Below are 14,468 nucleotides of genomic sequence, written 5' to 3' on the forward strand. Positions count from 1 at the left end.
GGCCGGGGAAGTCGGAGGAGTCGGAGGAGTCGGAGGAGTCGGGGGAGTCGGGGGAGTCGGGGAAGTCGAACGCCAGGTCCGACAGGTCCACCACCAGCCCTGACTCGGGGTCGAAGTCGGTGATCGCGTCCGGGTCGTCCTCCGCCGTGAACACGAGCTCGCTCGAGTCGTCCTCCGCCGGGCCGGCAACTCCGTTGGAGTCGTGCTCCACGGTCGTCACGAGCTGGTCCGACTGCAGATAGTAGGTCCCGCCGCCGTCGAGGTTCTCCAGGAACGTGATCGGGCTGCGGGAGGGTACGACGAACCTCAGCTCCGGGCCGGCGTCCCGGATCACCCAGCTGTACGAGTCGACGACCGCCATCTCGTAGCCGGCCGGGATCTCGTCGGACCGGGTGTTCTCGGCGCGCAGCAGGAACCGCTCGCCGTCGGCGACCCGGGCGGCCACGTCGGTCGGCAGCATGACGTAGCTGCGGCCCCATTCCCACTCGCCGTCCCGGGCCAGGACGGCCTCGGTCGCATCGCGGTCGTAGCGCAGGTTCTCCGCCGCCCGGACGTTGGTGTCGGCAGGGTGCTCGACGGCCATCCGCTGGATGAGCGCCGCGTGCCGCGCCTCGTCCGACCAGTTGTCGACGGGCGCGTCGACGACCTCGACGGCGTCGTCGCTCCGGCGCACCGTGGTGAGCGGGGCGACCGTGCTGCTCTCCTGGATGAACGCCAGCTCCCAGAGGTAGCGGGCCGCGATGACGTCCGGCCCGCCGGCCCGGCTGACGTCCTGCATCAACGCCGACGGCAGGTCGGGCCGGCGCGGGCTGCGTGAGGTCGGCGGATCGCGGTACGCGTTGCGGAAGACCACCGCGGTGCTGTGCACACTCGCGCCGGCGCCGGCCGCCAGGTACTCGTCCGGCAGGCCGAGCAGGTGCATCATCTCGTGCAGGACCGAGTCGCGGATGCGCTGCGTGTCGTCCTGCGGGTCGGTCCGGGCCCCCTGCTGCGGGTCGGCTTCGCGGGGTCGCAGGACGCTGGCCGGCCAGACGCCGCTGGTCATCGAGCCGGTCGCCGGTACCGCGATCTCATGGTGCCCGCCGGGCTCGTCGGTGAACTCCACGACCAGGTGGAACTGGTCCCCGTTGGGGAACCGGAACCGGCCGTTGATCTCCTGGTCGACCGCGGCCTGCGCGTGCGCCCTGAACGACTCGACGTCCGCGGCGGCGACACCCTCTCCCGGAACGAGACGGATCCGGGTACGGAAGATCCGGACGGGCTGTGACGTCGCCGGCCCACCGGACGGGTCGGTCTGTTCGACCACGACGCGGGCCACGTCGTAGCGCACGTCGCCGCGGTAGCGGTCGACCAGTTCCGGTTCCGCGAACGTCTCACCCACGTCCGTGAGCTCGCCGTCGACGGACCGGAACGCCGACTTCGGCAGCACCGCCAGGATCTGGTCGACGTCGGGGACCGGCGCGTCGGCCCGCCACCAACCGGGCCCCGCGGTCGACGCCGGGCTCAGGCGCCAACTGCTCGGATACTCCAGCTGTGGACGTTCGTGGTCGTCGACGAGCGGCGGCGGCGGGGGAACTGTGTAGTGGATCTCCACCGGGGGCGTGTTCCGCTGCCCCGGGGGCAGGTCCGGCACCGGGCGGGTGCCATGGTCGAACTCGATCCCGGCGACGATCTCCCGGACCTGCGCCGCCGTGGCCTGCGCGCCGGTCAACTGGGCGAACCGCCGATGGACCTGCGCCTCCAGGCTCCGCTGGAACCGCGGGTACACGTCGAGGGCGACAGCACCCTCCCCGTCCTCGGGGTCCCCGTGGCGCTCGTCGTACTGCCCGATGAACGCGACCCGCAGGCGGGGCGCCTGCCGGGACGCGCCGACCGGGTCCGAGGGGCCGGGGAAGTGGTGCTGTGCCACGGCCTGGTCGGCGACCTCTCGAGCCAGCGCGTCGATCGCCGCGCCGGCCTCCTCGGTGGGTTGCCCCGTGGACGGCTCCCGCGCCGTCTCGATCGAACGGCCGTCGAGGACGAGCGCCCGCTGACCGCGCGGCGTCCGGGGCGCGGTGGCCGTCGGCACCCGCTCGACGGCGTGCAGGCGGAGGCGGTCCACGGGTGGCGTCCCGGGCGCGGCCGCGGGTTCCCGCACCACGGCGAAGCGCACGCGCGCCCGGGGTGTGGCGGGCTGGTCCGGGTGACGCTGGGCCCACCGGGTGAGGCCGAGGGTGAGCTGGAGGTTCATCTGGCTGGTCAGCCACGCGACGAGGTCTGCCTCCCGTGCTTCCCGGGCGGTGCGTTCGCTCGGGGTCTCGCCGGCGGGCGGGGGCTGGAGACCGACCTCGACCTCGATGGTGAGCGGTCGTGGATTCGGGTCCGGCGCGGAGCCGAGCAGCGCGGCCATGGCGCTGTCCGTCGTCGCGGCCCGGGCCTGGTCCCTGATCCACCGGATGGTCCGGGTGGCCACGGCGGCTCCCGGATCCGGCGCCGGGTCCTCCCCGTGGGTGCTGCGCGCCCGCCGGACGTGCTGCGCCAGGTCGCTGCCGGACAGCACCGACCCGTCCGGCCCGGCCACGGTGTCGAGGAGGCCGACCTCGTGCAGCTCGACCGGGTCGGTCCACAGGGTCGCCGGCGCCGCGCCCGGCACATCGGAACGCCCGGCCGGGGCGGTCGCGGGTGCGGGCCCGACCGTCGTCGGGGGCGGCGGTGACGCCGGTTGCGGCAGCGGCGGCCGCCGGTCGCCGGAACCGTCCGCCGGCGCCGGCGCCGGCGTCGTGGAGAGGTTCGGGTGTACGGAGACGGTCGAGCGCTGCTCCGGCGGCGGCGACAGCGGGTGCGGCAGCGGGGCCAGGAAGGCCCGTTCCCGGGCCGCCCGCTCCCGATCGTGCCGGCGGGCGCCCTCGGCGTCCTCCGGGATGAGCGTCTCCGGGGCGACCGAGGCGGTGTCGGACTCGGGCCGTGTGGCGCTCTCCGGGGCGGACGTGCCGGGCTCCGGCGGCGCGACGGGCTCCGGCGTGGACGTGCCGGGCTCCGGCGGCGCGACAGGCTCCGGCGCGGACGCGCTGGTGCCGGAGTCCGCGACGCTGCCGGGCGTTGGCGGCGGGAGCGTGCCGGGTGCGGGCACGTCGGACTCCGGCGGCGCGGCGTCGGCCGGTGTCCGGGTTGCCGGGTCGGGCGGTCCGACCTGGGTGGCCGGTGCGGGAGGCCCCGACGGTACGACGTCGGCCGCCGGGGCCGGCGGGGGCTCCTGTGCCGGGCGGCGGGTGACCTCCTCCGGCACGAGCCGGCGGTTCTCGACCGTCCCGCCGGACGGGTCGATGAGCAGGACCCGGGCGTTTCTCGGATCCCCGGTGACGGGGAGCCGGACGTCGGACGTGGCGTCGCCCGGGACGGGGGTCAGCCGGGCGTCCCCCGTCGCGTGCGGGTCGGTCCAGACGATCCGGCCGTCCGCGGTGTGGTAGACGGCGAAGCCCCGCTCGTCGCCGCCGCCGCCGTCGCGATCGAGGACGAGCGCGGTGCTGCCCGGTCCCGACCCGCGTACCGCCGCGTGCACCGCGTCCCAGGAGGGCGTGCGGCTCCAGTGGTCGACGTGGGAGAAGCCGTCGGCCGCGGGTCGGGCCCCGGTGACCAGGTGCTCGGGGCCGGGCAGCGGCCGTACGCCCGCCGGGTACAGCTCGTCGGCGAGGGCGCCGAGCAGCGCCAGCTTCGCCGCGTCCGGGCCGACCGCCTCGACGGCCCGGTCCGTGGCCTGGAGCAGACGCGCGGAGGTGAGCAGGCGGCCGTTGACGGCGAGGCTGTCCCGGCGTGGGTCGTCCGGACCCAGCAGGGCATCGGGGGAGCGTTGGCTCTGCCCGTACAGGCCCTCGGGCGACGGCACGTCGACCGTCCGGCCGTCCGGCAGGTGCACCACGAGCGTCAGTCCGTAGTGGTAGAACGTGTGCCGGGCCCGGTACTCGGTGTTGCGCTCGGCGATCTCGGCCAGCTCGGCGGTGAACTTCTTCCCCGAGTGGCTGCCGGTCTTGGCACCGAGCCGGGCCCCGGCGGATCTGGTCTCTCCGCCCGGAACGGCCGCCCCGTCGACCGTCACGCCCGCGTCCCAGCCGCGCGACGAGCCACTCTCCACGACCGGCTTTGTCTCCTCCTGGGTGTACCGGCGGGCCTTGACGGTGGGCTCCACCGGCATGCCGTTCTCGTCGAGCAGCTGCGCGACGCCGGTCAGGACGATGCCGAGACGGACGTCGGTGCCGGGCACCCGGTACCGGTGGTCGAGCAGCTGCTGGATCCGGGGACGCAGATTCGTCTCCGCGATGAACTGCCCGGGGTCGACGAGGACGTCGCCGAGGGTGAACCCGGTGAGCCCCAGCAGGTGGCGGAACACGAGCTGCCCGAGGCGGCTGGTCGGCGCCACCTTGGCGGCGAGTGGCGTCTGTGAGCCGCCCGGCTCCAGCGCCCGGATCAGGTCCTGGCCGAGCTGCTCGGTGATCGGCAGGGCGATCGGGATGAAGGTCGGGTCCGCCGCGACGAGGTCGTTGAGTCCCGCGTCGCGTTGCGGTGACTCACCCCACGCCTGCGGGTCGATCGGCTGGTCGTCCGCGAGCAGCGGCTCCCACCGCTGGCCGGCGTTCCCGGCCGGCCCGGTCAGGAACGCGGGGAGCAGGCGGCGCACCGATCCGGCCTCCGGCCGCGGATCGACCATCTCCCAGGTGTTGCGGTGCGGGTCGATGAGCGCCTGGAGGGTCGGGAAGCCGGTCGCCAGGGGCATCAGCAGCGACCGGACGGCGTTCCCGACCACCTGCAGCTTCAGCGGCATCTGGTGCGTGTACCGCATCTCCACCGTGAAGTGGACCTGGTTGGTCAGCTCGTGCGAGCCGGAGGTGCCGTACCGGAAGATGTCCTTGGCGGCGTGCTCCTCGCCGTGCTCCCGGGACGAGGACCAGTCGTGGTCGAGGCGTCCCGTGCCGCCACCGACGCCGTCGGCGCCGGCCCCGCGCCCGCGACCCACGAAGCCGACCTTGGCCGACCAGCCGGACGCCTCGCTCTCCTCGGTGGAGTCGTACCCCTGGCCGCGCAGGGTCAGATTCACCTCGGGCCGGGGCCGGTCGGACGTGACGGGCCCGAGCGATGCGCTGACCCGGACGAAGAGGTAACCCGTGCCGAGCAGCGTGCCGGGCACCACGAACCACTCCTGCACCCCGCTGCCGAAGAGCTCGAACGCCTCGACCTCCAGCGCGTCGAGCGAGAAGGTCTTGGTCAGCGCCTTGCGCAGCATCGGCGGCGGTCCGCTGTCCTCCGGCGGCAGGACGCCCCGCTCGGTCAGTGTGTCGAGGATCAGCCGCAGCGGCGGATTGTCGGTCCGCAGCCGCTCGACGTGGCTCGCGGCCCGGCCGAGCTGGGGGTCCAGCTCCCGGCGGGGGACCGGCGATTCGGCGAGCGCAACGGTGCCGGGCAGCCCGAGTTCGTGGGCCATCCGGTTCGGCACCTGGAACTCCATGCCGTTGTGGACGTCGACTGTCGCCCAGCGCCGCACCACGGCCGGGTCCGAGTCACGCCAGCCCTTGACCGTCACCGTGAACCGGACCAGCTTCGGCCGGTAGCTGTGCACCGGCCCCTTGTAGGTGGCGCGGGTGATGTCGATGCTGCCGGATCCGCTGGCCGCGGAGCGGCCCGACTCCAGGGAGGCGTGCCCGGAGAGGTAACCACCGCCGATGTTCGACGCCGCCGAGTCGTCCCCCTTCCGACCGCCGCCGGAGTAGTACGCGCCACCGCCCGCGCCGATCGAGAACGACTGCTCGGTCTCCTCCGCGACGTCGAACTGGGACGCCGCCTGGGCGTACTGCTCGATCTCCACCCCGTCGCTGGTGCCGAGGTGGGGCGCGTCGTGCACCGAGGCGGTGATCTCGGCCTCGACGGTCATGCCGTCGCGCGTGCCGAGCGGGATCGTCCAGCGCTGCTCGGTACTGGTCAGGGCCGGCAGGTTCGCGCTCAGTTTGGTGGGAACCGCGAGTTCGGCGTCCCACAGCTCCGCGGGCCACTTCGACGGGTCGAGGTGCCAGCCCGCGGCCTCGCCGTGCGCCTGCCCGTAGAGGCGGGCCACCGTGGCCGGCAGCTCGTGCAGCTCCCCGAAGCGGGGGTACACCCCGGTGACGCCCTCGCGGTGGAACGGCACCGCCCCGGGCAGCGTCGGCGGCGGGCGGTTCCCGTAGGCCCGGACGGTGACCCCGACCTCGTCGATCTCGGCGGCGGTCGGGGTGGTGGCCGGCAGGTGCTCGACCGGCACGACCACGTGCTGCTGCACATCCGGGCCGTCGATCAGCCACCGCGTCGGCGCCCCGTCGTCGGGCCACACGGTGACCTCGTACACCAGGTGGTAGTCGTGCTGGACGACGTCCTTCGTGGTCTCCGTACGTCGGTAGCTCTTCAGCGTCCGCGAGTGGCCGCGCTCGGTGCTGCGTTCGTAGGACCCGTCGACGTGCAGCCCCGCCAGCTGTCCCCGGACGTTCCTGTCGTACCCGAAGACGGCGTTGGCCGAGACACCGCCGTGCAGCCGCTGCTCGTTGGTGACACCGGCGCTCACCTTCGCCGTCGACATGGCCCGGTTGTTGACCGGCATCGCGTACGTGCTGCTGCCGATCCACTCCCGGGGGTGTGCGGTCACCAGCACCTTGTACCGCTCGCCGTCGATCTCGAAGGTGGTGAAGATGCCGGCGCGCACCCGCGCCGGGTCGGCCTCCAGCGCCGGCAGCCCGTAGCGGATGGCGGCGAGCCGCCGCACCTCGGCCCAGGAGTCCGAGCCGGGGGCGAGGTCGTCCATCCCGAGCTGGTTGCGCAGCGCGCGGACCCGACCGACGGTGTCCCGCAGCGCGGAGAGCACCTGCGGCATGACCCGCTCGCCGCCGGGCAGGTGGTTGGTGGTGCCGGGCCCGTCACCCCGCCGCGCCGCCATGAGCAGCGGTTCCCGGTCGGCCGCGCGGTCGGGCCGGAACGGCTCCCGGACCTGCGGTGCGTCGCGGCGGGGCGCGCCGAGTCGGTTCGTGACGTCCTGCGCCGGGACCGGCGCCGTCGGCGTCACGGTCGGCGCGACGGCCCCGTACCAGAGCGGTTCCGCCGCCGCTGGCAGGGGTTTGCCGTGGTGCTGTCGCTCGAACGCCTCGGCGTCGGTGCGCGGGACGCCGAACTCGGCCATGACCCGGGCGTCGAACCACGGGATCCGGTGGGTGCTCGAGTCCACCTTGACGTTGACCGAGACGTCGGCCGCGTACCGGGTCTGTTCGGCCGAGCGGACGAGGATCGTGTGGTTCATCGCTCCGCCGCCGACGTCCTGCGAAACCGACTTCCCCCACTCCATCCCGGCGTTCGGCCCGACGCCGCCCCGGTCGTTCCCCGAGGCGGTCGCGGTCAGGCCGCTCGGGATGAGCCGGGGCGCGAACCCGAAGGAGTAGGAGCCGGACCGGGTCTCGGAATCCCCCTGCGCGGCACCGAGGTCGTCGCGGACCGTCACGCCGTCGACCTCGCCGAGACGTTGCAGCCGGCGCACGACCAGTTCGACGGTCACGTACCCGCGGAACTCCTTGCCCGTGCCGATGGGCGCCGTCAGCTGCTCGGACATGTCTCCGCCGCTGAGCAGCCACCGGCTCCGTCCGCGCGCGGTCCGCTCGTTGAGCAGCTGCTGGGTGATGTGCTGCGAGACCGTCGCCACGGTCTGCGCGGGCAGGTCGTGGTCGCGTAGCTGCCGGTGCAGCGCCGCGACGGCCGGGGTGTAGTCGATCGCGGTCAGCACGTCGTGGGCCGTGGCGGGCCCCCGCCTCGCACCCTGGTCCGCGTCGACCGTGCCGCCGGTCCGCGGCCGCTGGTCCCGCCCGACGTACTGCTCGGGGAACTTCACCACCAGCAGGCCGTCATCGGGGTCGAGCTGGTGGGTGTCGCCCCAGCGCCGGCCGTCGACGAACACGTCGACCGCCAGGCCGCTGGCGTAGCTGGGGCCCCCGTTGAAGAAGAGCTTCCGCCCCGAGATCACCCGGTCCGACGAGCTGACCGAGTGCGCGGTGGCGTACTCGGCCTCCAGCGGCAGCCCGATCGGCATGAGCTGGAACTTGCGCGGGAGCTTGAGGACCAGGTCCGGACCGGTGGTCACCTCGCCCGGTTTCGTCTGATCCCGCGCCGAGCTGGACGCGGTCGAGTTGAAGGCGACCTCGAACTTGTTCCCCTGGGCCGGGCGCGCCGCGACGGGCTTCGCCGCGTGCAGGCGAGGCTTGATCCAGACCAGCCGGCCGTCGATCACCTCCGTCCAGCCCTCGCGCAGCAGCTTGTCCCACCGGTCGGTGTTCGCATCGGCGGAGGACAGGTCGACCAGTGCCGCCGCGTCGACCGCGGACCCGCCCGGCCGGTCCGCCGTAGCCGGGGTGTGGCCGTCGATGCCGAGGAGTGTGGTCAGCCGCGCGCGGACGCCGTTGCGCAGGTTCTCCGACTCGGCGTCGGTGGCGTTCGGCGCGCCGGGCGGCAGCGCCGCCACGATCCGCTCGGCGACCCGGCCCGGGTCCGCGTACCCAGCCGACTGGATGCTCATCGCGCCCGTCGCGCCGTGCTCGATGTACCAGGGCGGCTGCGGTACGTCGTCCGGCGGATCCACCGGGTCCGACGCCGGCTCGGCGGGCGAATCGGAGGTCGACGCGGGACCGGCGGGGGGAGCGGTGACGTCCGCGGAGGTCTCGATGACCGACGCCGGGCCGGTCGGTGGTTCGGTGGTCACGGGCGGCGCGGCCGGTGGCCCGGTCGTCCCGGGCGGTGCGGCCGGTGGTGCGGCGGGCGGCTCGGTGGTCAGGTTCTCCGGGCCGACCTCCACGGCCCGGCGGGCGCGCTCCGTCAGCTCGTCGACGACCTCCCGGTCGAGACCCTCACGCGCGAACGGGTTGACGGGCTCGACCGGAAGGTCGACGGCGAAGCGCGCTCCCGGTCGCAGGCCGGGCGGGAGCGGCTGGACGTCCTCGCTCTCGGCGACGGCGGGCGGTTCGGCCGCCTCCCGGCCCCGCCCCGGCTCGGCCGGCCCCGGAGCCACCGGTGCCGGCGGCGCTACCGGGGTCGTATGCTCGTTCGCCGGCCCGTCCGTGGGTGGCACGCCGGGGGCCGTCGTGGAGGTGGCGCCCGCCTCGCGCAGGGGCGCGGGTCCGGCCGGTGGCGGCGCGCTGGGCGTCGGCGTCACCGCTGTGAGTTCCGTCGGCGTCGGCGTCGCGGGCGTGGGCGTCACCGTCGTGAGTTCGGTAGGCGTCGGCGTCGCAGGCGCCGGCACGGCCACCGTCTCCGGCACGGCGGAGGTGAGCTGAACCGGCCCGGCCGCGGCTGCCGGGGGCTCGTCGCCGGCGGTCGCCTCCTCGCTGTCGCGGCGCGAGCCGGACGAGTCCGCCGACGCCTCGCTCGGCGGCGGGTTCGGCGCGGCCGGTGTCGCCGGCGCAGTGGGGGACCGCCGTCCCCGCCGGAGCAGGGCACCGTAGCGGTGGTCGGTCGGTGCGTCGACGATCGCCCGGGCGACGGACTCGGACTCGGGTCCGGTGGGGAGCACCACCGGGGCCGGCTTGCTGGCGTCGGGTGCGCCGGCCAGCGACTGTGCGGCGAGGGGAATCTCGCGCCCCGTCGGGTCGAGGATCAGCACCCGCGCGGCGATGGCGGAGCCCAGGTCGTCACGGGTGACGAGCCGGCTCCCCTTCGGCTGCTGCGGCTCCAGCCACTGCAGCGGTTCGAACAGGTCGGTGGTGTGGTAGAGCGCGAAGGCGTGGCCGATGCCGCTCGGCTGCTGCCACAGGACGAGCGCCATGCTGCCCGGTCCGGCCTGGGTGACGGCCCGCTCGACGTCCGCCCAGGACGAGATCGGGTGCCATGCCGCGCCGCCGCCGAGCCGGTCCGCCACGTGCCCGGTACCGACCCTCGAGTCGTCGGTGGTCCGGCGTGCTCGGGCGATCGGCGCCCGCTTCTTGAAGACCGCCTGCTGGATCGCGATCAGCTGGTCGACGCAGAGCTCCGGATCCGGCTGCGTGTCCGGGTTCCCGGACTGCGGGCGTACCCGGTCGGCGACCTGGTCGACCACCTGCTCGACGCCGGCGCGGTCGAGCCGGACGGCCGGCTGCTCCGCGAAGGGCGGGACCCGCTGCGGCCCGTCGCGGTCGGATCCGGGCGGGATGTCCCGTCGGGTGCCGGCACTCTCCGGTCGCCGTCCGCCGGCCTCGTCGGCACTCGTACCCGGTGCCGGGCTCGCCGGCCCGCTCGGCGCGGGCGGCGGCACCTCGGCGGCGGGCCGGAACGGGTTGTTCGGTGCGGGTCCGTCGGTGGACGCGAGAGCCGGCGCCTCGGTGGGGGGCCGGAACGGGTTGTTCGTGCCGGTCCGGTCACCGTTCGGCGCGGGTACGTCCGTGCCGGGGCGGAACGGGTTGTTCGGTGCGGATCCGTCGGTGGACGCGGGAGCCGGCACCTCGGCGGCGAGCCGGAACGGGTTCTTCGTTCCGGTCTGGTCACCGGCCGTCGGCGTGGGAACCTCCGCGGACGTCCGGAACGGGTCGCCCGCCGCCCTCAGGCCGTTCCCGGCGCCGGGTCCGTTGGGCGGGCCGCCGACGCCGGTCTCCCGGATCGGTGTGGGCTGTGCCGCCGTCCCGGTCGACGCGGCGGGACCGTTGGCGACCGTGCCGCTTCCGACACCGGTCGACCCGGGTCCGGTCGCGGGTCCGGTCGTGACAGTGCCGGGTCCGGTCGCGGTGCTGGCGGGTCCGGTTGCGGTGCTGCCCGGGCCGGTCGTGGTGCTACCCGGGCCGGTCGTGGTGCTACCCGGGCCGGTCGTGGTGCTGGCGGGGCCGGTCACGGCGGCGCTGGTCGCACCGGGCCCGGTGGTTGCGGTGGCGCCGGGTCCGGCGGGTGTTCCGCTCCAGGAGCCGCCCGCGGCCGGCGGGCCGTCGTTGACCCAGGTGCCGTCGCCCTGGCCGGTCGTGCCGGGCATGCCGGTCGTGTCGGTGGTGTCGACCACGTCGACGGGCGCGAACTCGACGGGCACCACGGTTATCGGCGGCGGTATGTAGAGGTCATCACCGTCCGGTGTGGAGTTCCCGGAGTTCGTCGCGCCGTTGGCGCCGGAGACGTCGTTGGGGGAGTTCGGTCCGTTCGGCGTGTCGGTGTACGGCGGGGGCGTGACCCGCGTCGGCCCGTCGTCGCCGGCACTGTCACCGGGTCGCGTGCCACCCTCCGTGCCGCCCGCACCGGCGCCGGAGGTGTTCCCACCCGTCGAGCTCGTGCCGTTCGACCCTGTGCCGTTCGACCCTGTGCCGCCGGTGGGGCCGCCGCCGGGACCGGCTCCGGTGCCACCCGCCGACCCGGGCGTGGCCGGGGGCGGCGTCGTCGCGTCCTGGTAGGACGGCGGTGGGTCCAGCGGTACCGGCGAGCCGCCGGCCGGCGGTCCATCGCTCGTGGACGGGGCGCCGGTGCCGCCGCCCGGGCCGTGGGTCTCCAGCCGGAGGTGGGTTCCCGCCATCGTGCCGAGCCCGCTCAGCAGGCCGGAGAGGGCTCCGGAGACGAAGGTGGCGGGTGTGCTGCTCCACTCCCAGCCCTCGCCCGTCATCGCACCGTAGGTGCCCTCGCCGACGACCTCGGTGGCGCCCTCGTGCAGCGTCTCCCCGGCGAGCGAGTGGTGCCCGGCCGCCGGATCGTGCTTGCGGTACGGCGGCGGCGCGTCGGGGTCGTGCTTCGTGTACGGGGGCGGGGCGTCGGTGTCCTTCGAGCCGGTGTACGTCGGCGCGTTGTCGGACTCCTTGACCACCGTCTCGATGACGGGTTCCTTGACCGGGGGCGGGAGCGGGCCGTCGTCCTTGACCGGCGCCGGGGTCGGCAGGTCGTCCGCGGCCCCCTTCCCCGGGGGCGGGACCGGCACGTTGCCCTTGCCGAAGAGCTTGTTGAAGATCGCGCCGCCGCCGGCGCCCAGGACCATGCCGACCACCCCGATCCAGGCGCCGATCTCGGCGGCCTTGCCGGTCTGGTCCCAGTTCCAGCCCTTCTGGTGGCCCTCGGAGATCATGATGCTCTGCGCGATGATGTCCATGAGGACCTGGAGGCCGACGCCCATGGCCTGGCTCATCGCCACCGCGTAGATGAGCTGGGCCAGCCACCTGGCGATCATCAGCTTCTCGACCAGCAGGCGCATGGCGAGCTTCTCGAGCACTCCGGGGACGAGCCACGCGATCGCGAGCGCGATGGCGACCTCGATCATCAGCTGGATGACCGAGAGGAAGATCATCAGCTTGGCGTACTCGACCTGGTTCGCCGTCTTGTCCAGCTCGTCGCCCATCCGCCGGACGTACCGCGACGCGATGCCCAGGAAGCCGTCCTCCGAGACGAAGTCCTCCATCGAATCGACGAAGGCCTGCTCGGACTGGCCCATCACCCCCTCGCGGATGCTGTTGACCCCGGTGATGAGCAGGGGGATGACGCGCTCGATGCCGTCGGCGGTGTCGCCGAACGCCTCCGCGATCGCGCGTACCTTGTCGGGGTTGGTGGCCGGGAACTCCTCGCCGGAGAGCCATTTGAGGAAGGCGGCGGCCTCGTCCGACATCTCGATGTCCACGGCCGTCACACCTCCTCGTCATTGAGGGAGGGGTCACACCGCCGCTGTGCGGTGTGACCCCGGGAAACCCACTCCGGGCCGACGCCGGCCCGTAACTCAGTGCCGAACGATACCGTCACCCGACGGCGTGGCGAGGTCCACGTTGGTCTCCTCCACGCGGGTCAGCAGCGAGCGCAGCGAGTCCACCTTCGTGCCGTCTCCCCGGGAGAGGCGGACGAGGCCGTCGATGATCGACGTGACCAGCTCGACCTGGGTCCTGAGCCCGTCGTGGATCTGCTTGTCCACCTCGGCCCGCACCCCACCGGGCGGGTTGTTCAGCTCGACCACGGAGGCGAAGTTCTTGTTCACCGCGAGCATCTCGCGGTGCGCCGGGGCGAGCTTTCCACCGCGCAGCAGGTCCGTGTCGGCGCCGACACTAACCACGGTTCACCCCCGCCTCCCCGCCGGCCGGTGACTTCGCGCCGCCGAACGACTCGTTGATCGACTGCATCGCCTCGTCGAACATCTGGTCGGCGGTCTTCGCGCCGCGCAGCAGACCGGCGAGCGGCAGCCCGGGCGGCAGGATCGACTCGAAGAGCTTCATCGCCTTCTCCCGGGCCTCCTCCCGCGCCGACTTCACCGAGTCCACCAGCAGACTGGCCAACTCCGCCGGCGCCATCGTGCGGTAGGCGTTCGTCGGGAACTTGACCTCGACCAGATCACCCCGGCCGTCCACGGTGACGCTGACAGCCCGGTTCTTGGCCGTCACCGTCGTCTGCGCCCCCGACATCTGCTGTTCGACACCGCTGATCGCGGCCTTCTTCTCCTCGAACTCGGCGTACGCCTGCTCGATCCGGTCGTAGAGCGGACTGGTCATCTCGTTCTCCTCTCAGTTGGCGCGACGGATCTGCTGGCCACTGCCCCGACCCGGGCCGTACGGGGACCCGGGGGCCTGTGGCGCGGCCGGCGACCAGGGGGTGCGCTGCCCGCCCGACGGCTCGGGAAGGTCGTCGCGGCCGATGACCGCCGGGGCCACGTCCGGGTCGGTGCCCCAGACCTCCTCCTCCTCGGCCAACCAGGTGGTGCGCTCGCGCTCCTTCTCCTGCTGGTTGCCCGCGCCCATGCCACCCATCGGCGGCATCATGGGCGGGTAACCGCCGGCCGGCCCGAACGCGCCGGGCGCGCCGTTCATGCCCGGTTGGTTGACGCCGGGGACCAGGTTGAGACCGTTCAGCCCGGCGCCGGCCGGTGCCGGACCCAACGAACCGACCATCATCCCGTTGGGGTTGTTGGAGCCCGACCCGGCGCCGCCGTTGCCGAGACCGGCGCCCCCGAAGTCGTCGAAGGCGTGCCCGCCCGAAGCCCCGCCGAAGAAGTCGTTACCCCCGAGGCCGCCGGTGCCCGAGCCGCCGAGGCCGGGGAAGTTCCCGCCGTCGCCCGAGCCGCCGAGGCCCGGGAAGTTCCCGCCCGCGCCGGGGCCGTCGGAGCCGCCGAGGCCGGGGAAGCTGCCGCCCGTACCGGGGCCGTCGGAGCCGCCGAGGCCGGGGAAGCTGCCGCCCGTACCGGGGCCGTCGGAGCCGCCGAGGCCGGGGAAGCTGCCGCCCGTACCGGGGCCGTCGGAGCCGCCGAGGCCGGGAACGGTGATCCCGGATCCGGAGCCCGAGCCGCCCGAGCCGCCGAGGCCGGGGAAATTCCCGCCGGCACCGGGACCACCGAGATCCGGCAGATCGTCGATGGAGGACGGCCCCTCCTCGAAGTCGCCACCGGTGGTGGGCCCGTTCTGCGACGGCGGCTTGTCGTCGTTGCCGCGCGGACCGTTCAGGCCGCCGAATCCGGGCAGGCCACCGAGACCGAGGTTGCCGCCGAAGCCGGCGCCGCCACCCGCACCCGATCCCGACCCGGTCAGGCCCTCCAG

2 protein-coding genes and 2 pseudogenes are annotated in these 14,468 nt (G+C 74.2%); all 4 read right to left on the minus strand.

Annotated features, from left to right (window positions below):
* Positions 1-12,574, minus strand: a pseudogene (locus E1211_RS23095) (hypothetical protein); the annotation flags it as partial.
* Between the two features lie 96 nt (positions 12,575-12,670).
* On the minus strand, positions 12,671-12,997 hold the full coding sequence (locus E1211_RS23100) for a hypothetical protein (RefSeq protein WP_132351107.1): 327 nt from the start codon (positions 12,995-12,997) through the stop codon (positions 12,671-12,673).
* A complete protein-coding gene (locus tag E1211_RS33810) occupies positions 12,990-13,430 on the minus strand; it encodes a YbaB/EbfC family nucleoid-associated protein (RefSeq protein WP_132351108.1) in 441 nt (146 codons plus the stop codon). The genes E1211_RS23100 and E1211_RS33810 overlap by 8 nt, the downstream gene beginning before the upstream one ends.
* 12 nt (positions 13,431-13,442) lie before the next feature.
* Positions 13,443-14,468: pseudogene (locus tag E1211_RS32655) on the minus strand (hypothetical protein); the annotation flags it as partial.

The organism is Micromonospora sp. 15K316 (assembly GCF_004348525.1).
GTDB lineage: Bacteria > Actinomycetota > Actinomycetes > Mycobacteriales > Micromonosporaceae > Micromonospora.

Excerpts from the sequence above, each read along its gene's own strand:
- E1211_RS33810 (WP_132351108.1), bottom strand. The coding sequence starts at position 13,430 with ATGACCAGTCCGCTCTACGACCGGATCGAGCAGGCGTACGCCGAGTTC.